Below are 23,681 nucleotides of genomic sequence, written 5' to 3'. Positions count from 1 at the left end.
CATGAGCCAGCAGTCTCAGCAGGAAGACCTCGTGTCCGGAACCCCGGGGACCGCTGCGGCCGGCGTTCCGGCCGCAGGCATCGAGCCGGTGATCGAGGCGAAGGGCCTGAGCCTCGGCCAGATCGTCCGCAAGCGGTTCTTCGGCCACTCGGGCGCCCTCGCGGGCCTCGTCGTGTTCGGCGTCATCTTCGTGCTCGCGTTCTCGTCCGAGGGCTGGGGGCCGTTCCCCGGCTGGTGGAAGTACAACCACACGGACGTCCTGCCCCTTGTCGGCGAGGGGCAGCCGACGTGGACGTTCGCCCCGTTCAGCTTCGGAGACCACCCGTTCGGGCAGGACCGCATCGGCCGCGACCTCTTCGCGATGACGATGCGGGGCGCGCAGCAGTCGATCATCATCATGCTCATCATCGGCCTCGTCGCGGGCATCATCGGCGTCGTCGTCGGCGCACTCGCGGGCTACTTCCGCGGCTGGGTCGAGACGATTCTCATGCGCCTGACCGACATCATCATCATCATTCCCGTGCTGCTCCTCGCGGCCGTCATGTCGCAGACCGCCGGCCGGCGCGACACCGGGACGTGGTTCGCACAGTTTGCGGCGAGCAACGGCGTCGTCGTCCTCGGCATCTTCCTCGGCCTTGTCGTGTGGGTCTCGCTGGCCCGACTTGTGCGCGGTGAGTTCCTCTCGCTGCGGGAGCGCGAGTTCGTCGACGCGGCCCGGATCTCGGGTGCGTCGAACTCGCGGATCATCTTCAAGCACATCCTGCCGAACGCCGTGGGCGTCGTGATCGTCAACGGCACGCTCATCATGTCCTCGGCAATCCTGCTCGAGACGGCGCTGAGCTACCTCGGCGTCGGCGTCAAGGCGCCGGACACGTCTCTCGGCCTTCTCATCTCGCAGAACCAGGAGGCGTTCTCGACGCGTCCATGGCTCTTCTGGTGGCCGGGCCTGTTCATCGTGCTCATCTGCCTCAGCATCAACTTCATCGGCGACGGCCTGCGCGACGCGTTCGACCCGCGCCAGAAGAAGTTCAACGCGAAGAAGGCCAAGGCGCGTACTTCGCACGGCGGTTCCGCCGCGGGCGTCTCGGCGCCGGCGCCGGTCGAGGAGGTCGGCGGAACCGTGGTTCCCGCGACCGGCGTCGCGCCTGATTCGGCTGCGTTCGGCGGCGCTCCGGACCGTTCGGAGGGAACGCTCGGAGGGGCTCCCTGACATGAGCCCCTCGGGAGCCGGAGTGGGCCGCCTAGACGGCCAGCGTGACGATCGTCGCCGCGATGAGCACAGCCGCCGCGGCGACGACGCTCCACTCCGCCCTGCGCAGCACGGGCGTCTCGTCGGCCTTGCCGCCGCTCACCACGCCGCGCTCCACCTGTTCCGCCCAGCGGCGGCGCACGAGGAGCGCGGCCTGGCCGGACACAGTGTGCGCGAGGTCGCCTGGCCGGACCGAGCGCTCGGGGCCGTAGCTGCTCTCGGGGAGCCCCGTGAGGTGCTGCGGCTTGGCGCCGCGGGCGCCCCACATCCCCGGCGCGGGGGCGGCCCACGACGTGAAGCGTCCGGAGCCGGTCACGAGGGTCAGCGCGTATTTCGTGTCGACGAAGGCGAGGGCTTCCCAGGGGACGCCGATGCGGCGCAGCGGGTTGACGAGCTCGACGCCGGTGTCGCTCACGACGACGGCGGGTCGCCAGAAGAGAGCCCAGCCGGCGAAGGCCATGAGCACGAGCGGCGCCGCAAAGCGGAGCCCGGGGAGGCCGGTCTGGACGACGGTCACGACGATCCCGAAGGCCGCCGCTGCCCACAGGAGCACCGCCAGGACGGTGTTGCTCCGGGCCTTGAAGACGTTGACCGGACCGGCGTGCTGCATCGCATTCATGCACCCAATATTTCAGGATTTTTTGAATTCCGTCCGCACGGGCCGCACGCGCCCGGCGAGGCGGTGCACGGAAGGAAGAGCAGGGGATGACAGAGAACCTCGGCAGGGCGGGAGGCCCCGGAAGGCCGCGCCGTGGCGCGAAGGGCACCATCGGCGGCGATCTGGTCAAGGGCCAGATGGTGCTCGAGGTCAGCGACCTGAGCGTCGACTTCGGCGTCGAGAAGGAATGGGTTCCCGCTGCGATCAAGCTCAACTACGAAGTGCGCGCAGGCGAGGTCCTCGCGATCGTCGGCGAGTCCGGATCCGGCAAGTCGGCGAGCTCGATGGCCCTCCTCGGCCTCCTGCCCTCGAACAGCCGCGTGTCGGGCAGCGTCAAGCTCGCGGGCCAGGAGCTGCTCGGCAAGGACCGCTCGGCCATCCGGCAGGCGCGCGGCAACGACGTCGCCGTCATCTTCCAGGAGCCCATGACGGCCCTCAACCCCGTCTACACGATCGGCAACCAGATCGTCGAGACCATCCGTCTCCACAACCCGGTCTCGCCCGAGGAGGCGAAGGCGCGTGCCCTCAAGATGCTCGAGCTCGTCGAGCTGCCTGACCCCGAGAAGGCCTTCAAGTCCTACCCGCACCAGCTCTCTGGCGGACAGCGCCAGCGCGCGATGATCGCCCAGTCGCTTTCGTGCGATCCCAAGCTGCTCATCGCCGATGAGCCGACGACGGCGCTCGATGTCACCGTGCAGGCCGAGATCCTCGACCTCATGCGGCACCTCAAGGACAAGCTCAACAGCGCCGTGATTCTCATCACGCACGATATGGGCGTCGTCGCGGACCTCGCCGACCGCATCGCCGTCATGCGCCGCGGTCTCATCGTCGAGGCGGGCACGGCCGAGCAGATCTTCCACAGCCCGCGGCACGAATACACGCAGGCGCTCCTCGCCGCAGTGCCGCACCTCGGGCAGGGCTCCGAGGAAGAAGCGGAGGTCGACATCACGGCGGCGCTCGCTGCCGCGACGGGTACCGAGCTCGAGGCGGTCGACGCCGAAGAGCTCGCCGCGCGCGAGCGGGAGAACCTCGAGGCGCTCGCCGAGGCCGAGGCCGCGAAGGAGCGCAGGGGCGCGCCTGTCCTCGAGCTCAAGGGCGTCGCGATCGAATACCCCAAGCAAGGGCGCGTGCCAGCGTTCCGTGCGGTCGAGGGGGCGGACCTCGTCGTGTACCCGGGGCAGGTCGTGGGCCTCGTGGGCGAGTCCGGCTCGGGCAAGACGACGATCGGGCGCGCCGCCGTCGGCCTCCTCCCGGTCGCGGAGGGTTCGCTCAAGGTCGTGGGCCGCGAGATCTCGAACCTCAAGAAGAACTCGAAGGAGCTCCACGACATCCGGCGCTCGGTGGGCATGGTCTTCCAGGATCCGTCCTCGTCGCTCAACCCGCGCCTCCCGATCGGCGAGTCGATCGGCGAGCCGATGTTCCTCGCGGGCGTCGCGAAGGGCGCCGACCTGCAGAAGCGCGTCGAGACGCTCCTCGACCAGGTCGAGCTCCCGCGCTCGTACCGCAACCGCTACCCGCACGAGCTCTCGGGCGGCCAGAAGCAGCGCGTCGGCATCGCCCGCGCGCTCTCGCTCAAGCCAAAGCTCATGGTCGCGGATGAGCCGACCTCGGCCCTCGACGTCTCCGTCCAGGCCAAAGTCCTCGAGCTCTTCCAGGCGCTCCAGAAGGAACTCGGCTTCGCGGCCCTCTTCGTGACGCACGACCTTGCCGTCATCGATGTTCTCGCCGACCACATCTGCGTCATGCAGCGCGGCAAGATCGTGGAGCAGGGCTCGCGCGACCAGATCCTGCGGAACCCGCAGGAGGCCTACACGCAGCGGCTGCTCGCGGCGGTCCCGCTTCCCGATCCGGAGAAGCAGCGCGAGCGGCGCGAGCTGCGCGAGCTGCTCCTCGCGAGCGGGATCGAGTAGGGCGCGGCGGAGGCCCGCGGCATCACGCCGCGGGCCTTCAGTGTGTCAGAACTGGCCGAGGCTCATCGGCCGAGGGCCTCAGGCGCAGGCTTCGGCTGCCCAAGGCGGGCACTCTTCTCCGAGGGAAGTGGCAGAGTCTCAATCATCGTAAAATGGACGTGCTGGCCCTCAAGAGGGTCTGTTCCGTTGTGCCTCAAACCGCTCCACCATGCTTCCGCGAGGCCTCGGACCGTCGCGACCCACCGAATCGAGCCCGAAGCGAATGACTGAAACTGTGTCCACCGCGTCCCGCACTGACCTCCGCAATGTCGCCATCGTGGCGCACGTCGACCACGGCAAGACCACGCTCGTCGACGCGATGCTCAAGCAGACGAACTCCTTCGCCGCGCACGGCGAGGTCGAGGACCGCGTCATGGACTCGGGCGATCTCGAGCGCGAGAAGGGCATCACGATCCTCGCGAAGAACACGACCGTGCTCTACCGCGGCGACTCCGCGGCCGAGCTCGGGGAGCCGAACGGCATCCTCATCAACGTGATCGACACCCCGGGCCACGCCGACTTCGGCGGCGAAGTCGAGCGCGGCCTCTCGATGGTCGACGGCGTCGTGCTCCTCGTCGACGCGTCCGAGGGCCCGCTCCCGCAGACCCGCTTCGTGCTCCGCAAGGCGCTTGCGGCGCACAAGCCCGTGATCCTCGTGGTCAACAAGACCGACCGCCCCGACGCGCGCATCGACGAGGTGGTCCACGAGACGATGGACCTCCTCCTCGGCCTCGCCTCGGACCTCGCCGACGAGGTTCCCGACCTCGACCTCGACAAGGTCCTCGACGTCCCCGTCGTCTACGCCGCCGCCCGCGCCGGCGCGTCCTCGCTCGAGCAGCCCGCGGACGGCACCGTGCCCGCGAACGACAACCTCGAGCCGCTCTTCGAGACGATCGTCAAGCACATCCCGGCCCCGACGTACGACCCCGAGGGCGTCCTCCAGGCGCACGTGACCAACCTCGACGCGTCGCCGTTCCTCGGCCGCCTCGCGCTCCTGCGCATCTACAACGGGACGCTCCGCAAGGGCCAGCAGGTCGCGTGGGCCCGTCACGACGGCTCGATCAAGCAGGTCAAGATCACCGAGCTCCTCGCGACGAAGGCGCTCGAGCGCGTGCCCGCAGAATCGGCCGGCCCGGGCGAGATCGTCGCCGTCGCCGGCATTGAGGACATCACGATCGGCGAGACGCTCACGGATGTCGACAACCCCCGGCCGCTTCCGCTCATCACGGTGGACGACCCCGCGATCTCGATGACGATCGGCATCAACACGTCCCCGCTCGCGGGTCGCGTCAAGGGCGCCAAGGTCACGGCCCGCCAGGTCAAGGACCGCCTCGACAAGGAGCTCATCGGCAACGTCTCGATCCGCGTCCTGCCGACCGAGCGTCCCGACGCGTGGGAGGTCCAGGGCCGCGGCGAGCTCGCGCTGGCCATCCTCGTCGAGCAGATGCGCCGCGAGGGCTTCGAACTCACGGTCGGCAAGCCGCAGGTTGTGACCAAGAAGGTCGACGGCCACGTGCACGAGCCCATGGAGCACATGACGATCGACGTCCCCGAGGAATACCTCGGCGCCGTGACGCAGCTCCTCGCTGCGCGCAAGGGCCGCATGACCAACATGTCGAACCACGGCACGGGCTGGGTGCGCATGGAGTTCATCGTCCCGTCGCGCGGCCTCATCGGCTTCCGCACGAAGTTCCTCACGGACACCCGTGGCGCAGGCATCGCGTCGTCGATCTCCGAAGGCTATGAGCCGTGGGCGGGGGACATCGAGTACCGCACGAACGGCTCGCTCGTCGCCGACCGCGCGGGCGTCGCGACTCCGTTCGCGATGATCAACCTCCAGGAGCGCGGAACGTTCTTCGTCCAGCCGACCGCCGAGGTGTACGAGGGCATGATCGTCGGCGAGAACTCGCGTGCCGATGACATGGACGTGAACATCACCAAGGAGAAGAAGCTCACGAACATGCGGTCTTCGACCGCGGACAACTTCGAGGGCCTCACCCCGCCGCGCACGCTCACGCTCGAGGAGTCCCTCGAGTTCGCGCGCGAGGACGAGTGCGTCGAGATCACGCCTGAGGACATCCGCATCCGCAAGGTGATCCTCGACGCGAACGAGCGGCTCAAGGCGAGCCGGTCGCGCGCCCGCGCCTGAGCCCTCGGCGGCTTGAGGCGAGCGGACGACGGCGGGTGCCCACCCGGCGTCGTCCGCCCGCCGACCCGTGGCCACATCTCACCTACGGCTGGCCACATCTCACCTGACGCGTGGCCTTCGCCTCAGTCGGCCGTCGGGTCGGGGTGGTGCGCGACCATGAGCGAGCTCGCGACGCCGTCGGGATCGCTCGGCATCGCGACGTATTCGTCGACGACGGCGCGCAGCTTGGCGAGCATCTCATCGCGGTGCTGTGCGTTGAGCTTGAGCCCGAGGCGCCACACCTCGATGTCCTCGGGCGGGAGCGCCGCGGTCTCCTGGACGAACGTCTCGATGAGCACGGGAGCGACGTCGTCGACGTGCTGGCCCCACGACCGGCGGGTCGCGAGGTAGGGAACCTCGCGCGCCCCGCGCTTGCCTCGGCGCTCCTCCTGCGGCTCGAGGAATCCCGTCGCGACGAGCGTCCGCACGTGATGGAGGGTCGACGCCGGATTGAGGCCGAGGAGATCTGCGATCTCCTTGTTGGTTCGCGCGTGGTGGAGGCACAGGCGCAGGATGCGCAGTCGGAGCGGGGAGCTGAGGGCGCGGCCCTTGGCGGCTTCGTCGGAGATCGACATAGAGATCACTCTACCGAGGCCCCTCTCGAGTGATTGACACTTCTCAATCACTGGCGCACACTGGCCGCATGGCAACGCACTCTCTCGAGCAGGCCGCCGCCGTTCCCCTCGTTCGCCGCCCGTCCTTCCTCGCCCTGTGGGTGGGGCAGGGCGTGAGCCAGCTTGGCGTCCAGCTTGGCCAGCTCGCCCTGCCGGTACTCGCCGTGAGCCTGCTGGGCGCGCGTGAAGCAGATCTCGGCGTGCTCAATGCCGCGTCGATGGCGGCGTTCCTCATCGTCGGGCTGCCAGCCGGCGCGTGGGTGGACCGCTGGCTCAAGCGGCGCACGATGATCCGCGCGGACCTCGTGCGCATGGCTGCGATGCTCGCGGTCCCGCTCCTCGCGTGGGCGGGCGTGCTTCAGATGTGGCACCTGATCGCGATCGCAGCGGTCGTCGGCGTCGCGACGGTCTTCTTCGATGTTGCCTACCAGAGCTATATCCCGCTCCTCGTGGACCGCGAGCACGTCGCCGACGCGAACGGCAAGCTCGAGGGCACGGCACAGATCTCGCGGCTCGGCGGGCCCGCGCTCGGAGGCTTCCTGCTCACGATCGTGAGCGCGCCGGCGCTGTTCGCCGCGGAAGCGGGCGGCTATCTCGTCTCCGCGCTGTGCCTCACGCGCGTGCGCGACGACGAGGTCATGCCGGAGCGCGTCGAGGGGAGAAGCCTCGCGCGGGAGATCCGCGAAGGCGCCGCGTTCGTCGTCGGGCATCCGCTCATCCGCCGCATCGTCACGACGACGGCGATCGCCAACCTGTTCTCGTCGATCACGTACGTGCTCATGCCCCTCGTCGTCCTCCGCGACCTCGACCTCGGCCCCGCCGGATTCGGGGCGGTGCTCTCGCTTGGCTCGGTCGGCGGGGTCCTCGGCGCGATCGCGACCCCATGGCTCGCCGCGCGCGTGGGGGAGGGGCCGCTCCTGCCTCTCGGGCTCATGGCGGGCGGGAGCGCCGTCGTCCTCTTCCCGCTCTCGCTCGCCGCGGGGCCCGGGCCGCTCGCCCTCGGCATGCTCGCAACGGGCGAGTTCTTCATGAGCCTCGGCGTCGTGGTCTACAACGTCATGCAGGTGAGCATGCGCCAGCGAGTGTGCCCGCCTCGCCTGCTGGGCCGCATGAACGCGTCGATCCGCTGCGTCGTGTGGGGTGTCATGCCGATCGGAAGCCTCGTGGGCGGCTGGCTCGGCGGGCTCATCGGGATCGGCCCCACGCTCTGGGTCGGCATAGGGGGCATGGTCGCCGCGTGTGTGCCGGTCGCCGTCGGACCGTTCTTCCGGCTCCGGCATCTGCCGGATGCGGAAAGCTAGCGCACGGCGGCGGAGGTATTCGGGCGCGACGCAGCGTCGAACACGGTCCACGTGCCAGGGATCCGGTTCGTGACGCCATTCTCGAGATCGGTCACGAGGAGCTCGGACCACCGGGCCCGCACCAGGCTCACCTTCGTCCCGGGCTCGGTCGGCACGAGGCCCAGGAGGAGGCTCAGCGGCGGGGCCTCGAGCACAAGCTCGGCGCTCGTCCGCGCGAAGCGGTCCGCGGTGGCCTCGCAGTCGTCCGACTGGACAGTCCAGATGGTCTGGCGGCCATGCTGGGGCACGTCGCCCGGCGGGTGGGACACGAGCTCGAGCACGGCGCCGAAGCGGGCGGCGACATGGATCGCGGCGCAGCAGGACCGTTCGGGGAGTTCTTCCGTGACGCGCACGCGCAGTGCGCAGTCGACGAGTGAGGCATCGAGGCCCGTGAACCGCGGCACGCGCTGGCGCTCGCGGGGGAGGAGTTCGCGGACGGTGTAGGCGGGTACTGGGCTCCAGACGGCGAGCCGTTCTTTGAGGGACATGATGGTGCTCTGCTTCGCTTCTGACGGGTGTCATGGGCGCGCCTCCCAGCGGCAACGCACGCGGTGCGGCCCGGAGGCTTCCGCTGCCTGGCATGTGGAGGCGAGACCAGCCCATACCATTAAATCATCTCGATGGATAAATTCTACCGTCGTGATCTTGGTCACGCAAGCTGCGGATCAGATCGCGCGGCGCGGCCTCGGTGCGGGCGGCGGAGGTACCGGCTTCGCCGCGACCACGGCGTCAAGGCGGACGACGTCGACGCCGCGGCGAGTCGTGATCGTCACCTCGGCGTCGGTGACCTGGGAGAGCTCCCCGAGGGAGTCGGTGTACCCGCCTTCGATGCGATGGCGGACGACGACGCGCGTCCCCGGCGGAAGCGAGCGCAGGAGGTCGGCGGGGCGGGGCATGGCGCCTATCCTAGGCCGCGTCCGCGGGGTCGCTGTTTCCCCATGCTACGGAGTGTGACGGCGTGGCGCTCGGCTTGCGACGCGCCAGACAGGGCCGTCTGGATTGGTGCGGCGCGAGGGGACGATAATAGGCTCGTTCGGCGGATATGACCGCCGATGGTCCATGAGCAGGAATCGTCAGAAGGTGAAGCAGTGACATACGTGATCGCGCAGCCGTGCGTGGATGTTAAGGACAAGGCCTGCGTCGAGGAGTGCCCGGTCGACTGCATCTACGAGGGTGAGCGGTCCCTGTACATCCACCCGGACGAGTGCGTCGACTGCGGTGCGTGTGAGCCCGTGTGCCCGGTCGAGGCCATCTACTACGAGGACGACGTCCCCGACGAGTGGGCCGACTACTACAAGGCCAACGTCGAGTTCTTCGACGACCTCGGCTCCCCGGGCGGCGCCGCGAAGCTCGGCAACACCGGCAAGGACCACCCGCTCGTCTCGGCCCTGCCCCCGCAGAACCAAGACTGACGCGTGCGGAACGGCAGAGTGGCGGCCGAAACCACCGGATCCCCGGCGTCGGCCGGAACGCAACGCGCCTTCGGACTGGATCTCCCCGACTATCCGTGGGAATCCATGGCACCCTACGTCGAGGCCGCGCGGCGCCATCCCGGCGGAGTCGTCAACCTCTCGATCGGCACGCCAGTCGACCCGACGCCCGAACTCGTGCAGGAGGCGCTCCGTGCCGCTGCGGACGCGCCGGGCTACCCGACTGTGCATGGGACGACGGCCGTCCGCCAGGCCGTCGTCGAATGGTTCGCGCGGCGTCGCGGCGTCGAGGGCCTCGATGAACAGGCCGTCATGCCGACGATCGGCTCGAAGGAGCTCGTCGCGTGGCTTCCCTTCTTCCTCGGCCTCGAGCCGGGCGACGTCGTCGTGCGGCCCCGCGTGGCCTATCCGACCTATGACATCGGTGCGCGGCTCGCTGGCGCGACGGCAGTCCCTGCAGACAGCCTCGACGAGCTCGACGCAGCCACGCGTGCGCGGGTCCGGCTTGTCTGGCTCAACTCTCCGGGGAACCCGACGGGCGCCGTGCGCACCGCCGACGAGCTGCGCGCCGTCGTGGACGACGCGCGTTCGCTCGGGGCCGTCGTGGCCTCCGACGAGTGCTATGCCGAGCTCGGCTGGGGTGCGTGGGACATTCAGCGCGGCGGAGAGCCCGTCCCGTCGGTCCTCGACCCGCGGGTGAGCGGCGGCGACCTGGCCGGACTCCTGAGCGTCTATTCGCTCAGCAAGCAATCGAACCTGGCGGGCTACCGGGCGGCCTTCGTCGCGGGTGCCCCCGAGCTCATGCCGAACCTCGTCAACAGCCGCAAGCACGCGGGCATGATCATGCCATACCCCGTGCAGGAGGCCATGCGCGTGGCCCTCGGCGACGATGTGCATGTCGAGGAGCAGAAGGTCCGCTACCGGTCCCGGCGCGAGCGGCTCGTCCCTGCCCTCGAAGGCTTTGGGCTCCGGATCAGCCATTCCGAGGCGGGCCTTTACCTATGGTGCACGGCGGGGGAAGGCACGTGGGAGACGGTGGGCCGGCTCGCCGAGCTGGGCATCGTCGTCGGACCGGGCGTCTTCTATGGGGACGACGGCGCGGGCTTCGTGCGCGTCGCCCTCACGGGCAGCGACGAGCGAATCGACGCCGCCGTCGAGCGGCTCGCGGGTGCTTGAGGGCGCGCCTTCAAGGCACTCCGTGATATTTCGCGGCCACCCCGGGACGGCGGGTACCGATTAGTCCGGTGCCCGCCGTCGGGGGTAGTTTTGGAGTGTTGCGAGCTACCCATGTGAGGGGAACCATGACTGACAAGAACGGTGCCACCCTGCGCCACGAGGGCGGGGAGCTGACCCTGCCCCGCATCGCCGCGGTCGAAGGCAATGACGGCTACGACGTGTCGAAGCTTCTCAAGGAAACGGGGGCGGTCACGTTCGACCCCGGCTTCATGAACACGGCGGCGACGACTTCCTCGATCACGTACATCGATGGAGACGAGGGCATCCTGCGATACCGCGGATACCCCATCGAGCAGTTGGCACAGCACTCGAGCTTCCTCGAGGTCTCCTACCTCCTCATCTACGGCAACCTGCCGACCGCGACCGAGCTCGAGGCGTTCGACCAGAAGATCCGCCGGCACACGCTCCTGCACGAGGAGCTCAAGAGCTTCTTCGCCGGCTTCCCGCGCGACGCCCACCCGATGCCGGTCCTCTCCTCGGCCGTTTCGGCGCTTGGAACCTTCTACCAGGATTCGCTTGATCCGTTCAACGATGAGCAGGTGGAGCTCTCCACGATCCGCCTCATGGCGAAGCTGCCCGTCATCGCGGCCTACGCGCACAAGAAGTCCATCGGCCAGGCGCTGCTCTACCCGGACAACTCCATGAACCTCGTGGAGAACTTCCTGCGCCTGTGCTTCGGCCTCCCGGCCGAGCCGTACGAGCTTGATCCGCTCGTCGTCAAGGCCCTCGACCTCCTCCTCGTCCTCCACGCCGACCACGAGCAGAACTGCTCGACGTCGACCGTGCGCCTCGTCGGCTCTGCGAACGCGAACCTCTTCGCGTCGATCTCCGCCGGCATCAACGCGCTCTTCGGCCCGCTCCACGGCGGTGCGAACGAGGCCGTGCTCAACATGCTGCGCCGCATCCAGTCCGAGGGCATCAAGCCCGAGGACTTCATGGAGAAGGTCAAGAACAAGGAGGACGGCGTCCGGCTCATGGGCTTCGGGCACCGCGTCTACAAGAACTACGATCCGCGCGCCAAGATCATCAAGGCCACGGCACACGAGGTCCTCTCGAAGCTGGGCGGCAACGACGAGCTCCTCGACATCGCGATGCGGCTCGAGGAGAAGGCCCTCGCGGACGACTACTTCATCCAGCGCCGCCTCTACCCGAACGTGGACTTCTATACGGGCCTCATCTACAAGGCGATGGGCTTCCCGGAGAAGATGTTCACCGTCCTGTTCGCCATCGGGCGCCTTCCCGGCTGGATCGCCCAGTGGCGCGAGATGATCAAGGACCCGCAGACCAAGATCGGCCGTCCGCGGCAGCTCTACGTCGGCGAACCGGAGCGCGACTACCCCGTGCGCTGACGTCACGGCAGCTCGTACGACGACGGCCGGTGCCTTTCTTGCGAAAGGCGCCGGCCGCTGTTGTCTGCACTTTTTCGGGGAGGATGGCGCTCAGCTGTTCTGGTAGCCCAGGGGGTTGTTCTTCTGCCAGCGCCAGTGGTCCTCGCACATCTGTGCTACGGATTTGGTGGTGGACCAGCCGAGGTCAGCCAGGGCGGCTGAGGGGTCGGCCCAGAAGGCGGGGAGATCGCCCGCGCGGCGCGCTGTGATCTCGTACGGGATCGGGGCGCCGACCGCGGCCTCGAACGCATGCAGCATCTCCAGCACGGATGTCCCCTTCCCCGAGCCGAGGTTCCACCGATGGACCCCGGGGTGGGCCTGGAGGTAGCGGAGGGCGGCAGCGTGGCCCTCGGCGAGGTCCACGACGTGGATGTAGTCGCGCAGGCAGGTCCCGTCAGGGGTCTCGTAGTCCCCGCCGAAGACCATGAGCCTCTCCCGGCGGCCGACGGCGACCTGGGCGATGAACGGCACGAGGTTGTTCGGGATGCCCTGGGGGTCCTCCCCGATCCGGCCCGAGGGGTGCGCGCCGACCGGGTTGAAGTAGCGCAGCAGTGCGATGTGCCAGCGTCCGTCGGACGCGCCGAGATCGCTCAGGATGTCCTCGATCTGCTCCTTGGTGCGCCCGTAGGGGTTCATCGCCCCGATCTCCATCTTCTCGATGTACGGGGTCGGGTTGTGCTCCCCATACACGGTCGCGGAGGAGGAGAAGACGATCGTGCGCACACCGTGGCGCTCCATCGACCGCAGGAGCGCGATCGTTCCGGCGACGTTGTTGTAGTAGTACTCCAGCGGGATGCCCACGGACTCGCCCACGGCCTTGAGGCCGGCGAAGTGGATCACGGCCTCGGGGGAGTGCGCCTCGAAGGCCGCGTCGAGCGCGGCCTCGTCGGTGATGTCCGCCCGGACGAACGCGGCCTCCCGGCCCGCGAGCTCGGCCGCGCGCCGCAGCGCCTCCTCGCTCGAGTTCGAGAGATTGTCCACGACGACGACGTCGTGCCCTGCCTCGAGGAGCGTCAGGACGGTGTGGGAGCCGATATAGCCGGCACCGCCGGTCACGAGAATGCGCATGGGCACCATCCTACGGGGGCTCCGTGCTTCGGCGGCTTCCGCGGTGCGTTGCAGCACGTCCGTGCTGTGAAGCTGTGCTAGACAGGACATGTGCCCAGATTCGTCGACGCGGCCGCACGCCGCCGTGAGATCGTCGAGGCCGTCAAGCGGATCGTGGCCGCAGACGGCCTCGCCCGCGTTTCGCTCCGCGAAGTGGCCGCGGAGGCCGGGCTCGCGGTGGGGTCGGTGCGGCACTACTTCGACACCGCCGAGGAGCTCCGGGTCCATGCGTTCGAGGTCGTCGCCGAGGACGTCGCGCGGCGCGTCGAGGCCCAGGACGATCTTGTAGCCCAACTGTGCCAGCTCCTGCCGCTCGACGAGGCGCGCGCCGTCGATCTGTGCGTGCTCACGGCGTTCCGCCTCGCCGCGCGCACGGACCCGGCGCTCCTTCCCGTTGCCGACGCCGCGCACGCGAGGGTCGCCGCCGTCGTCGGCCGCTCGGTGCGTGCGGCCCTCCCTGACGTCGAGGCGCATGGCCTCGTGGCCGAGGCCGAGCGGCTCCTCGCAACCGTCGAAGGGCTTGCCCTGCACGCGCTCGTCCATGGCCGGTGGCTTGACGCCGAGCTGTGCCTCGCGGTGGTCGCGGCCCAGGCCGCGACGCTCGGCCGGGTCCCGATCACCTGACGGGGAATACACTGGTAGGTGCAGACTGGGCGCGAGGAGTCACACCATGCACCAGACACGTGGGCCGGGATGGACCATCACCACGGATACGTCCAGCCCCATGCTCATCGCGCTCTATCTCAAGGACAACGCGGGGCTCACGGGGGCGGGCCTCCCGCCGGTGGCTCCCGCCCAGCCGCGGATCCGAGAGGCGGACCACCACCAGCTCACGCAGCACGTCGGCGGCATCGGCGCGCTGCGCCGCGAATGGGAGGCGTGGTGGGCGCGCCTCATCGAGGGAGACCCCGACAAGGTCCCCGAGGTGGCCCCTCCCGAATTCTCGGCATTCAGCGACGCGCCCGCGCTGCAGCGCTCCCTTCAGGCGCATTTCGGCTCGGCCCTCACATGGGCGCGCGAGCGGCGGGCGGATTATGAACGCCTCGAGGCGCGTCGCGAAGCCCGCGGAACGTCGCGCATGCTCGAGGAGATGGTCGCGAGCCGCCAGCTCGAGGTCGGCCCTGAGGCGAAGGACTTCAACCTCACCATCATCGAGCTGCCACTCGCGGAGGACCGCGCGTGGCTCGTCAACACGGACAAGGTCATCATGAGCCAATCGCTCATGGAGGATCCCGAGACCTTCCGCAGCTACCTCGAGCCCGTCCTCGCGATCCTCGTGTAACTGTGCCCGCTGCGGCGGCTACTGACCGGGGGCGAGTCGGATGACGACGACGCCGGGCTGGGTCTGCGCGTCGGCCCAGCCCTTGTTGCCGTCGCGAGTCCAGGCCTGCCCGTCGACCTCGACCCGCGTGACCGCGAGCCCCTTCGCGTTCGCGACGGCCCACTGGGCAAGGGACCACGCGAACGGTCCATCGGCCTGGGCCGTGACGGTTCCGCCTGCGACGACGAGGGGAGGCATCGTGCCGTACGCCTGGTTGAGGGCCGCGCGGACGGCGGCGGGATCGCCCGCGGCGTCCGGTTTCCGCAGCGTGCAGTCGAGCGACGCATGCGAGTTGCCTGTGAGCGCTGAGGCGAAGCCGCGGCCGAGGTCCTCGTGCTGCGAATACGCCTCGGGGTAGGCCGAACGCTGCACGCGCTGGGCCGCGTCCGTGATGGAGAGCGACTCGTAGCCGGGGACCTTCACGAGAGCGTCGTAGAACGCGTTCGTCGCGTATACGGGGTCCATGAGCTGGGACTCGGTTCCCCAGCCCTGCGAGGTCCGCTGCTGGAAGAGGCCGCGCGAATCCGGCCCGGCGTGGTCGCCGTAGTTGATGTTGCGGAGCTTGGCTTCCTGCATCGACGTCGCGATCGCGATCGTCGCGGCGCGGGCCGGGAGCCCGCGCCGGACGGCGATCGCCGTGATGAGCGACGCGTTGGCGGCCTGATCCGTCGCGAGACTCACCTTCTGCCCGTCGAGCAGCGCCGTGCAGCCCTCGACGACGGGCGCATCGTTCCGGTTGAGCACGATCGACGCGATGTAGACCCCCAGTCCGGCCAGCACGAGAGCCACGAGTACCGTGAGGGTGCGCCGCACGGTGCGGGCCATGGCCATGCGTAAGCTCCTCGCTGTGGTGCCGGGCGCGCCGACTGCCGGGCACTGCCCGGCAGCCGGCCGGTCTACTGTGTCACGTCAGGGCGCTGCGTCAGTTGGCGTGCAGCGCCTCGTTGAGTGCGACCGTCTGGCCGTTGCGGGGGAGAACCTCGACCTGGCCAGTCGTCGAGTTGCGCCGGAACAGGAGGTTCGGCTGGCCCGAGAGCTCGACGGCCTTGACGACCCTCTCGGCGTCCTCGCCGAACTCGTCCTTGAAGCCACTGATCCGCACTCGGGTACCGGCTGTCACGTACAGGCCGGCCTCGACGACGGAATCGTCGCCGATCGAGATGCCGACGCCCGAGTTTGCGCCGAGCAGCACGCGCTCGCCGAGCGTGATGCGCTCCTTGCCGCCGCCCGAGAGCGTGCCCATGATCGACGCGCCGCCGCCGACGTCGCTTCCATCCCCGACGACGACGCCGGCCGAGATGCGGCCCTCGACCATGGACGTGCCGAGCGTGCCCGCGTTGTAGTTCACGAAGCCCTCGTGCATCACGGTGGTGCCATCGGCCAGATGCGCGCCGAGGCGCACGCGATCGGCGTCGGCGATGCGGACGCCCGTCGGGACGACATAGTCGACCATGCGCGGGAACTTGTCGACGCCGTACACCGTCACGGGGCCGCGGCGGCGGAGGCGGGCCCGAGTCATCTCGAATCCGGCGGGAAGGCACGGGCCGAAGTTCGTCCAGACGACGTTGGGAAGCTTGCCGAAGATGCCGTCGAGGTTGACGGTGTTCGGCTGCACGAGGCGGTGCGAGAGGAGGTGCAGGCGCAAGTAGGCGTCGGCCGTGTCCGCGGGCGGCTGGTCGAGATCGGCCTGCACGAAGACGACCTTGAGCTGGGTGCCGCGCGCGGCGTCGTCGCCGGCCTCGGCCGCGGCCACGAGCTCGGCCGGGGCGGCATCGACGACAGACTCGTCGTTCAGGTGCTCGGCGACAGTGCCGAGTGCGGGAGCGGGAAACCAGACGTCGAGGACGGTGGCCTCTTCGGCCCCGTCGGCCCCTGCTGCAAGAGCAATCGTGGCAAGGCCGAAGCCGTGGGCAGCGCGGGGTACGGCGGAGGATTCAGTCATGCCCCAAGTCTACCGAGGGGCGAGATTCCGGCCGAACTCGCGCCGGGGATGTATCGCGCGCGGACTATGATCGGTGAAATGACAGCCCCTGACGAGGTCCCGGCCGTGACACTCGACCTGACCCGCGACGTCGCCCTGCTCACCGCGGATCTGCTGGACATCCCGAGCGTCTCGGGCACCGAAGGGGCGATTGCCGACGCCGTCGAAGCGGCCCTGCGCACCCTCCCGGGCCTCGCCGTCACACGATGGGGGGACGCCGTCGTCGCCCGCTCCGAGCTGGGGCTCGCCGAGCGCGTAGTTCTCGCGGGGCACCTCGACACCGTCCCGCTGCCGGCGACGGAAGGCGCGCGCGGCACTGTCCCGTCGTCGTGGGATGGCGAGCCTGGCAAGGGGACGCTCTGGGGCCGCGGCGCGACCGACATGAAGGGCGGCGTCGCCGTCCAGCTCGCGCTCGCGGGAGCGCTCTTCGGCTCACCGCAGACACGAGAGGCCGACGGCTCCCCGCGCCCCTCGCGTGACGTCACGTTCGTCTTCTACGACCACGAGGAGGTCGAGGCCGCCAAGAGCGGCCTGGGCCGGCTCGTACGCACGGCCCCGGAGCTGCTCGCGGCGGACTTCGCGATCCTCCTCGAGCCGACGGGCGGCACCGTCGAGGGCGGGTGCAACGGCACGCTGCGCGTCGAGGCAACCACCATCGGCGAAGCCGCGCATTCGGCGCGGGCCTGGATGGGCAAGAACGCCATCCACGCCGCCGCGCCGATCCTCGCCCGGCTCGCAGCGTACGAGCCCGAGACCGTGCGCGTGGATGGCCTCGACTATCGCGAGAGCCTCAACGCCGTGCGGATCGCGGGCGGCACGGCCGGGAACGTCATTCCGGACCGCTGCACGGTGGAGATCAACTACCGCTTCGCGCCGGACAAGAGCCTCGACGAGGCCGACGCACAGGTTCGCGCGCTGCTCGAGGGCTTCGACGTGGTCCGCACGGACGGTGCGCCGGGAGCGCGCCCAGGCCTTACGCACCCCGCAGCGGCGGCGTTCGTCGCCGTCGTCGGCCAGGAGCCGAAGCCCAAGTACGGCTGGACCGACGTCGCCCGGTTCAGCGAGCTCGGCGTTCCCGCCGTGAATTTCGGCCCCGGAGACGCCCTGCTTGCCCACAAGGACGACGAGCGCGTCGAGCCCGAGGACGTCCGCGCGTGCTTCCGCGCGCTGCGCGACTGGCTCACGGCTTAGACTCCTGGGCCTCAATCGTCCAGGCCTTAATCGTCTAGGGGTCACGTCCCGCGGGTGGAAAACCCGCGGGACGTGACCCCTGGACGTGGAGGGCGGCGCCTGAACGCGCGGCTACACGAGCTCCGTGTTGGCCGCCCCTTGCGTTGCGGCGGCGACCTTCCTGGGACTCGCGACGCGCTGGCTGCGGCGGAGCTGCCGCTCGGCGAGCTTGGCGAGTCCGGAGAGGATGAGGCACATGCCTACGTAGAGCACGCCCGCGACGATCGCCGAGGGCACGATGGGCGTCCCGTACTGGACCTGCGAGCCGAAGAACTTCGCCTGGAACAGGATCTCGTTATAGGTGACGATGAAGCCGAGCGCGGTGTCCTTGAGGGTCACGACGAGCTGGGAGATAATCACGGGCAGCATCGACCGGACCGCCTGCGGGAGCAGGATGCTCGCCATGACCTGGGACTTCCGCAGGCCGATGGCGAGGCCCGCCTCGCGCTGGCCCTTCGGCAGCGCCTCGATGCCGGCGCGGAACACCTCGGCGAGCACCGAGCCGTTGTAGAGGATGAGCGCGACGACGACGGCGGTGTACGGCGGCCACTTGACGCCCAGCGCGGGCGGGAGGCCGTAATACAGCATCATCATGAGGATGAGGACGGGAATCGCGCGGAACAGCTCAGTGAACCAGTGGAAGGGCCGCGAGACCCACGGGCGGTCCGAGAGACGGCCGATCGCGAGGACGAGGCCGAGCACGAGGCTCCCGACGGCGGCGACGCCGAACGCCGAGAGCGTGGCCCCCGTCGCGTCGAGGATGGTCTGCTGGACTCGCGGGAACGAGAAGATCTGCCACTTGGCTGCCGAGAACTGGCCCGTGTCGATGAAGCGCCACACGACGAAGCCAATGATCGCGAGGATCACGACGAGCGAGATGACGCCGAACACCAGGTGGCGGGAACGGGCCTTCGGCCCCGGGGCGTCGTAGAGGACAGAGCTCATCGGGCCACCTTCCACTTCTTCTCGAAGTAGCGCTGGAGCTGCGCGAGGATGAGGACGAGGACGACGAAGATGAACGCCACCCACAGGAGGACGACGATTGCTGGCTCGCCGCGCTCGGCGAGGTAGGCGCGGATCGCGCCGGCCTCGTACACCGAGAAGCCTGCGGCCACGGTCGTGTTCTTCAGGAGCGCGATGAGCACGCTGAAGAGCGGCGGCAGCACGGAGCGGAACGCTTGGGGGAGGACGACGAGCGTGAGCGTCTGCGCGAACGGCAGTCCGATCGCGCGCGCGGCCTCGGCCTGCCCAACCGGCACGGTGTTGATGCCGGATCGCAGGACCTCGGCGACGTAGCTTGCCGTGTAGATGCTCAGCGCCACGATGGCCGAGACCGTGAAATCGATCTCAGGGAGGCCCAGCTTCGGGTAGCCGAACGCGAAGAAGAACATCACGAGGGTGAGCGGCGTATTGCGGACCACGTTGACGTAGAGCGTGCCGAATCCACGGAGAGCCGGAACGGGGGAGACCCGCATGGCCCCGATGACCGTGCCCAGGATGAGGGCGAAGACCCCGGATACCAGGAACAGGATGATCGTGTTCTTGAATCCGGTCGTGAAGACATCCAGATTGTTGAGGAGAGTGCTCATTTCAGCCTTCTCTTTCGAGGCGAACGCACGGTGGGCGGGGCGCCGCGCGCCCCGCCCACCGACCGCCTGTCAGTAGTTGTCGACGGCGGGCTGCTCGACCTTCGTGCCGGACTTCCCGAGCGTCGAATCGTAGATCTTCTGCCAGGTGTCCTTGCCGTTCGTGAACATGTCGTTGACGAACTTCCGCAGCGCGGTATCGCCCTTGGTGACGCCGACGCCGTACTTCTCAGTCGTGAACGTCGGGCCGACGACCTTGAGGTTGTCCGGGTCTTGCGACGCGTAGCCGATGAGGATGGCCTGGTCGGTCGTCACCGCGTCGACCTGGCCGTTCTTGAGGGCGTCGACGCACTGCGAGTAGGTGTCAAACGCCCGGGCTTGGGTGTTCGGGTAGTTCTTCTGGATGTTCTGCAGCGGCGTCGAGCCCGTTGCAGAGCACACGGTCTTGCCCGCGAGATCCTTGTCGCTGTTGATCGTCGTGTTGCTCTTCTTCACGAGCAGGCCCTGCCCCGTGATGAAATACGGGCCCGCGAAGTCGATCTGCTTCTTGCGGGCGTCAGTGATCGAGTACGTGCCGACGTAGTAGTCGATGTCGCCGTTCTGGATCGCGGACTCGCGGTTCGCGGACGGGATCGGCTTGAACTCGATCTTGTCCTTCGAGTAGCCGAGCGAGGCGGCGACCCACTTCGCGATCTCGATGTCGAAGCCGCTGTACTCGCCCGTGGCCGCGTCGAGGAAGCCGAGGCCGGGCTGGTCCTGCTTGACGCCGATCCGGATCTTGCCGCTCGACTTGATCTTGTCGAAGGTCGGGCTGCCGGTGAGCGAGACGTTCGAGGCGACAGTGTAGGGCGCCGAAGCTCCCGCCGACTCCGTCGAACCGCCACCCCCTCCGGATCCGCCGCACGCGCTCAGCGCGAGTGCGAGTACCGCTGTGGCAGCGGTGACGGCGGCCTTCTTGGTGCGGAAGAGTGCCATGATCAGCATTCCTTTCTCGGCGGGCGGGTGGGCCCTGAATGGGATTGTGCTGGGGTCGGTGGAAGAGATCAGTGCGTGAGGAGCTTCGAGAGGAAGTCCTTCGCGCGGCTGCTCTGCGGGTTGGTGAAGAATTCCTCGGGCTTGGCCTGCTCGACGATCTGCCCGTCGGCCATGAACACGACCCGGTCCGCGGCCTTGCGGGCGAAGCCCATCTCGTGGGTCACGACGATCATCGTCATGCCCTCGCGGGCGAGCTCGACCATGACGTCGAGCACCTCGTTGATCATCTCCGGGTCGAGGGCCGAGGTCGGCTCGTCGAAGAGCATGACCTTGGGCTTCATGGCGAGCGCGCGGGCGATCGCGACGCGCTGCTGCTGGCCGCCCGAGAGCTGGGCGGGAAGCTTGGGCGCCTGGTGCCCGACGCCGACCCGCTCGAGGAGGGCCATCGCATCCTTCTCCGCAGTCGCCTTGTCGACGCCCTTGACCTTGATCGGCCCAAGCGTGACGTTCTCGAGGATCGTCTTGTGCGCGAAGAGGTTGAAGGACTGGAAGACCATGCCGACGTCGGCGCGGAGCCGCGCGAGCTCCCTGCCCTCGTCGGGGAGCTTCTTGCCGTCGATGAAGATACTGCCGGCCTCGATGGTCTCGAGCCGGTTGATGGCCCGGCAGAGCGTGGACTTCCCCGAGCCGGAAGGCCCGATGACCACGACCACCTCGCCCTTGCGGACGTCGAGGTTGATGTCCTTGAGAACGTGAAGCTGGCCATAGTGCTTGTTCACGCTCTGGACAGAGACGAGTGGAGCCGAGGGTGCTTCGGTTGTCATAGGGTCAATGTAACGGAGAATACGTTGGGGGGCTCGGGAACCGAACGCTCTGCACGTCAATCGTGATTCAGTCGAGACCGCTAGCCTTGGAGCATGACCACGGAATCACCGCGCCGCGACGACCGTTCCGTCCCTTCCCGGCGCAAGGGCCCGCTCGAACTGCGGCGGCGCCAGGCGCTCCAGGGGACGTCGGACCAGCACCTTCTCGACACCCACGGCGCGGGGCGTTTCGTCCACACGGATCCGTGGCGGGTCATGCGCATCCAGAGCGAATTCGTGGAAGGCTTCGGCGCGCTCGCCGAGCTCGGCCCGGCGATCAGCATCTTCGGCTCGGCACGCACGCACCCGGGCAGCGACTACTACGAGATGGGCGTCGAGATCGGGCGCCTCCTCGCGCGCGAGGGCGTCGCCGTCATCACGGGCGGGGGTCCCGGCTCGATGGAAGCTGTCAACCGCGGCGCGGTCGACGGTTCGGGGACGTCCGTCGGCCTCGGGATCGAGCTGCCGTTCGAGACCGGATTCAACCCGTGGGTCGATCTCGGCATCAACTTCCGCTACTTCTTCGCCCGCAAGACGATGTTCGTCAAGTACGCCCACGGCTTCGTGGTGCTCCCCGGCGGGCTCGGAACGCTCGACGAGCTCTTCGAAGCCATGGTGCTCGTCCAGACCGGCAAGGTTACGTCCTTCCCCATCGTGCTCGTCGGCTCCCGGTTCTGGGGCCCGCTCATCGGCTGGCTCAAGGAGACCCTCCTCTCCGAGGGCATGATCTCCCCGGAAGACCTCGACCTCATCCAGGTCACCGACACGGCCGAGGACGCCGTCTACCGCGTGCTTGCCGGCGTCCGGGGGGAGACCGAAGAGCGGCGCGGCGGCATGTACGGCTCGGCCGAAGAAGAAGAGGCCTGGCTGGCAGAGAAGGCCGACGGCGAGTGAGCTTCTTCCTCGTCTTCCTCGCGATCGTCCTCTTGGCGGGGGTCGTGTGGCTCGGCGCGGCCGCGTACCGGGGGCGTCCGGTCTCGGACGCGCTCGCGAAGGGCTTCGACGAGCCCGCCCCCGAATTGCCGCCCATCCTCCTTCCCGAGCATCCGAGCGCGGTCGACGTCGACCGGGTCCGGTTCTCGCTCGGCCTCCGCGGCTACCGCATGGATCAGGTTGACGAGGTGCTCGAGCGGCTCCGCGACCGCATCGCCGAGCAGGACGCCGAGATCGCCCGCCTGCGCGAGGGTGTCGACGCCCGGACCGAGCCTGACGCATGAGCGGCACGAGCGCGGACGACGGCGCGTGGTCGCCGCCGGGCGCTGTCGGCAAGCCGCGCCCTGCCGCCTTCGACGACGAGCGGACGAGGGCGACGACGCCGGCACCGCCGTCAGCGGTTCATGCCGCCCTCGCGTCGGGCGCGCTCCGCGCGGCCGCGTGGCTCGGCCGGCGCCCGTGGTGGATGCAGGTCGTCCTGCTGTTCGCGGCCTCGCGGCTCGTCTCGTTCCTTATCTTCTCCGCCGGCGCACTTCAACAGGGCACGAACCCGTGGTTCGCCCCGCAGCCGGACTACTTCCGCTTCCTCCAGATCTGGGACTCGGAGTGGTACGGCCGAATCGTCCAGCACGGCTATCCCAGCGTCCTGCCGCGTTCGCCGTCCGGCACGGTGACCGAGAACGCGTGGGCGTTCTATCCCGTGTTCCCCTTCCTCGTGAGGTTTCTCTCGGCGGCTACGACGATCCCGTGGCAGATCGTCGCGCAGGCCGTCGCACTGCTCGCGGGATTCGGCGCCGCGATGGTCGTCTACCGGCTGTTCCGCCACTTCGCGGGCCACGGCACGTCAATGTGGGGCGTCGCGTTCTTCGCGTTCTTCCCGATCTCCGCGATCCTCCAAGTCCCGTACGCCGAATCCCTCGGCACGCTCTTCCTTGCCTGGGCGTTCCTCTGGATCGTCGAGCGCAGGTATCTGGCCGCGATTCCGGTCGTCGCCTTCGCATGCCTCACGCGCCCGGTCGGCGTTCCGCTCGCCGTGGCCCTCGCGGCGCTCTTCCTGATCCGATGGATCCGTCGGGAAGCTCTGGGGGTCAGCCTCGGGGAACTCGCACGGCTCGCCCTCCTCACGGCCGCAACCGCCGCCTCGGCCATCGCGTGGCCGGCGATCGCGTGGGCCGCGACGGGAGTCGTGACGGCCTACACGGACACAGAGGCGGTGTGGCGGGGGAGCGACCTCGTGCCATTCATGCCGTGGTTCGACACGGGCCACTTCCTGTTCGGCCCCGTGCTCGGAACCGTCGCCCCCTTCGTGCTCGTCGCCGTCGTCGCGCTTTACCTGACGAGCGCACACGTGCGGCTCATCGGCGTCGAGCTGCGGCTCTGGTGCGCCGCGTACGCGCTGTACCTCCTCGCGTTCCTGTATCCGCAGTCGAGCACGTTCCGCATGATGCTCCCGTTCTTCCCGCTCGCGCTCGCCGGGGCCGCCCTCTCCCGCTCGCGGGCCTACCGAGGGACCGCCCTCGCGACGTTCGTGATCCTGCAGATCGTGTGGGTCGTGTGGCTCTGGGACTGGGCCCAACTCCCCGGCGGCGGCGACTGGCCGCCCTGACCGGCCCGCCTGACTACCGGGCGGTAC

24 protein-coding genes are annotated in these 23,681 nt (G+C 68.9%); 13 read left to right on the top strand and 11 right to left on the bottom strand.

The window, feature by feature from the left end; all coding sequences use genetic code 11:
- Position 1 precedes the first annotated feature (1 nt).
- Positions 2-1,210 (top strand): ABC transporter permease, encoded by a 1,209-nt coding sequence (locus SPF06_RS00640; protein ID WP_323276983.1) that lies wholly within the window; start codon positions 2-4, stop codon positions 1,208-1,210.
- A gap of 31 nt (positions 1,211-1,241) precedes the next feature.
- Here the strand turns inward: SPF06_RS00640 and SPF06_RS00635 are convergent, their stop codons facing one another.
- Positions 1,242-1,868 (bottom strand): PH domain-containing protein, encoded by a 627-nt coding sequence (locus SPF06_RS00635; RefSeq protein WP_323276982.1) that lies wholly within the window; start codon positions 1,866-1,868, stop codon positions 1,242-1,244.
- 176 nt (positions 1,869-2,044) lie between these two features.
- Between SPF06_RS00635 and SPF06_RS00630 the strand changes: the two genes are divergently transcribed.
- A complete protein-coding gene (locus tag SPF06_RS00630) occupies positions 2,045-3,817 on the top strand; it encodes an ABC transporter ATP-binding protein (RefSeq protein WP_323277764.1) in 1,773 nt (590 codons plus the stop codon).
- Between the two features lie 262 nt (positions 3,818-4,079).
- On the top strand, positions 4,080-6,005 hold the full coding sequence (typA, locus tag SPF06_RS00625; RefSeq protein ID WP_323276981.1) for a translational GTPase TypA: 1,926 nt from the start codon (positions 4,080-4,082) through the stop codon (positions 6,003-6,005).
- 122 nt (positions 6,006-6,127) lie between these two features.
- Here the strand turns inward: typA and SPF06_RS00620 are convergent, their stop codons facing one another.
- Complete coding sequence (locus SPF06_RS00620; RefSeq protein WP_323276980.1) at positions 6,128-6,619, bottom strand: helix-turn-helix domain-containing protein; 492 nt, start codon at positions 6,617-6,619, stop codon at positions 6,128-6,130.
- A gap of 68 nt (positions 6,620-6,687) precedes the next feature.
- Between SPF06_RS00620 and SPF06_RS00615 the strand changes: the two genes are divergently transcribed.
- Positions 6,688-7,959 carry an MFS transporter gene (locus SPF06_RS00615; RefSeq protein ID WP_323276979.1) on the top strand — a complete coding sequence of 424 codons (1,272 nt, stop codon included), beginning with the start codon at positions 6,688-6,690 and terminating at the stop codon, positions 7,957-7,959.
- Here the strand turns inward: SPF06_RS00615 and SPF06_RS00610 are convergent.
- Both SPF06_RS00610 and SPF06_RS00605 read right to left on the bottom strand, forming a co-directional pair.
- Positions 7,956-8,486 carry a hypothetical protein gene (locus tag SPF06_RS00610; protein WP_323276978.1) on the bottom strand — a complete coding sequence of 177 codons (531 nt, stop codon included), beginning with the start codon at positions 8,484-8,486 and terminating at the stop codon, positions 7,956-7,958. The genes SPF06_RS00615 and SPF06_RS00610 overlap by 4 nt on opposite strands.
- Positions 8,487-8,663: 177 nt before the next feature.
- A complete protein-coding gene (locus SPF06_RS00605; protein WP_323276977.1) occupies positions 8,664-8,894 on the bottom strand; it encodes a putative acetyltransferase in 231 nt (76 codons plus the stop codon).
- Positions 8,895-9,086: 192 nt separating this feature from the next.
- On the opposite strand from SPF06_RS00605, the gene fdxA reads away from it, so the two are divergent.
- The 3 genes from fdxA to SPF06_RS00590 all read left to right on the top strand — a co-directional run bounded on the left by fdxA (position 9,087) and on the right by SPF06_RS00590 (position 12,013).
- Positions 9,087-9,410, top strand: a complete 324-nt coding sequence (gene fdxA / locus SPF06_RS00600) for a ferredoxin (protein ID WP_307965278.1) — start codon at positions 9,087-9,089, stop codon at positions 9,408-9,410.
- Positions 9,411-9,428: 18 nt separating this feature from the next.
- Positions 9,429-10,604 carry a succinyldiaminopimelate transaminase gene (gene dapC, locus SPF06_RS00595; RefSeq protein WP_323277763.1) on the top strand — a complete coding sequence of 392 codons (1,176 nt, stop codon included), beginning with the start codon at positions 9,429-9,431 and terminating at the stop codon, positions 10,602-10,604.
- 125 nt (positions 10,605-10,729) lie between these two features.
- The gene (locus SPF06_RS00590) at positions 10,730-12,013 is read left to right on the top strand and encodes a citrate synthase (RefSeq protein ID WP_323276976.1); all 1,284 of its coding nucleotides are present in this window, start codon (positions 10,730-10,732) and stop codon (positions 12,011-12,013) included.
- 90 nt (positions 12,014-12,103) lie between these two features.
- Here the strand turns inward: SPF06_RS00590 and galE are convergent, their stop codons facing one another.
- Positions 12,104-13,120: a UDP-glucose 4-epimerase GalE gene (gene galE / locus SPF06_RS00585; RefSeq protein ID WP_323276975.1), complete on the bottom strand. Its 1,017-nt coding sequence runs from the start codon at positions 13,118-13,120 to the stop codon at positions 12,104-12,106.
- Between the two features lie 90 nt (positions 13,121-13,210).
- Between galE and SPF06_RS00580 the strand changes: the two genes are divergently transcribed.
- Both SPF06_RS00580 and SPF06_RS00575 read left to right on the top strand, forming a co-directional pair.
- The gene (locus SPF06_RS00580) at positions 13,211-13,783 is read left to right on the top strand and encodes a TetR/AcrR family transcriptional regulator (RefSeq protein ID WP_323276974.1); all 573 of its coding nucleotides are present in this window, start codon (positions 13,211-13,213) and stop codon (positions 13,781-13,783) included.
- Between the two features lie 46 nt (positions 13,784-13,829).
- Entirely contained in the window at positions 13,830-14,441 is a 612-nt protein-coding gene (locus tag SPF06_RS00575) for a hypothetical protein (protein ID WP_323276973.1), read from the top strand.
- 18 nt (positions 14,442-14,459) lie between these two features.
- On the opposite strand, the gene SPF06_RS00570 is transcribed toward SPF06_RS00575, so the two are convergent.
- Both SPF06_RS00570 and dapD read right to left on the bottom strand, forming a co-directional pair.
- Positions 14,460-15,311, bottom strand: coding sequence for a hypothetical protein (locus tag SPF06_RS00570; RefSeq protein WP_323276972.1), 852 nt, complete (start codon positions 15,309-15,311; stop codon positions 14,460-14,462).
- Between the two features lie 91 nt (positions 15,312-15,402).
- Positions 15,403-16,422, bottom strand: a complete 1,020-nt coding sequence (dapD, locus tag SPF06_RS00565) for a 2,3,4,5-tetrahydropyridine-2,6-dicarboxylate N-succinyltransferase (RefSeq protein ID WP_323276971.1) — start codon at positions 16,420-16,422, stop codon at positions 15,403-15,405.
- 66 nt (positions 16,423-16,488) lie between these two features.
- On the opposite strand from dapD, the gene dapE reads away from it, so the two are divergent.
- Complete coding sequence (gene dapE / locus SPF06_RS00560) at positions 16,489-17,652, top strand: succinyl-diaminopimelate desuccinylase (RefSeq protein WP_428985671.1); 1,164 nt, start codon at positions 16,489-16,491, stop codon at positions 17,650-17,652.
- 111 nt (positions 17,653-17,763) lie between these two features.
- On the opposite strand, the gene SPF06_RS00555 is transcribed toward dapE, so the two are convergent.
- The 4 genes from SPF06_RS00555 to SPF06_RS00540 form a co-directional block, all read right to left on the bottom strand.
- Positions 17,764-18,636 carry an amino acid ABC transporter permease gene (locus tag SPF06_RS00555; protein WP_323276969.1) on the bottom strand — a complete coding sequence of 291 codons (873 nt, stop codon included), beginning with the start codon at positions 18,634-18,636 and terminating at the stop codon, positions 17,764-17,766.
- Positions 18,633-19,280: an amino acid ABC transporter permease gene (locus tag SPF06_RS00550; RefSeq protein WP_323276968.1), complete on the bottom strand. Its 648-nt coding sequence runs from the start codon at positions 19,278-19,280 to the stop codon at positions 18,633-18,635. Before SPF06_RS00550 ends, SPF06_RS00555 begins: the two co-directional genes overlap by 4 nt.
- A gap of 69 nt (positions 19,281-19,349) precedes the next feature.
- Positions 19,350-20,252 (bottom strand): glutamate ABC transporter substrate-binding protein, encoded by a 903-nt coding sequence (locus SPF06_RS00545; RefSeq protein ID WP_323276967.1) that lies wholly within the window; start codon positions 20,250-20,252, stop codon positions 19,350-19,352.
- A 68-nt stretch (positions 20,253-20,320) separates the two neighbouring features.
- Positions 20,321-21,076: an amino acid ABC transporter ATP-binding protein gene (locus tag SPF06_RS00540; RefSeq protein WP_323276966.1), complete on the bottom strand. Its 756-nt coding sequence runs from the start codon at positions 21,074-21,076 to the stop codon at positions 20,321-20,323.
- Between the two features lie 93 nt (positions 21,077-21,169).
- On the opposite strand from SPF06_RS00540, the gene SPF06_RS00535 reads away from it, so the two are divergent.
- The 3 genes from SPF06_RS00535 to SPF06_RS00525 are packed head-to-tail and all read left to right on the top strand — an operon-like array spanning position 21,170 to position 23,654.
- Positions 21,170-22,009 carry an LOG family protein gene (locus tag SPF06_RS00535; RefSeq protein WP_323276965.1) on the top strand — a complete coding sequence of 280 codons (840 nt, stop codon included), beginning with the start codon at positions 21,170-21,172 and terminating at the stop codon, positions 22,007-22,009.
- Positions 22,006-22,332, top strand: a complete 327-nt coding sequence (locus tag SPF06_RS00530; protein ID WP_323276964.1) for a DivIVA domain-containing protein — start codon at positions 22,006-22,008, stop codon at positions 22,330-22,332. The genes SPF06_RS00535 and SPF06_RS00530 overlap by 4 nt, the downstream gene beginning before the upstream one ends.
- A complete protein-coding gene (locus SPF06_RS00525; protein WP_323276963.1) occupies positions 22,329-23,654 on the top strand; it encodes a hypothetical protein in 1,326 nt (441 codons plus the stop codon). The genes SPF06_RS00530 and SPF06_RS00525 overlap by 4 nt, the downstream gene beginning before the upstream one ends.
- Positions 23,655-23,681 lie beyond the last annotated feature (27 nt).

Source organism: Sinomonas terricola (assembly GCF_034931225.1).
GTDB lineage: Bacteria > Actinomycetota > Actinomycetes > Actinomycetales > Micrococcaceae > Sinomonas > Sinomonas terricola.
The sequence above is the reverse complement of the archived record's forward strand: the minus strand, read 5'-3'. Positions and strand labels throughout refer to the sequence as shown.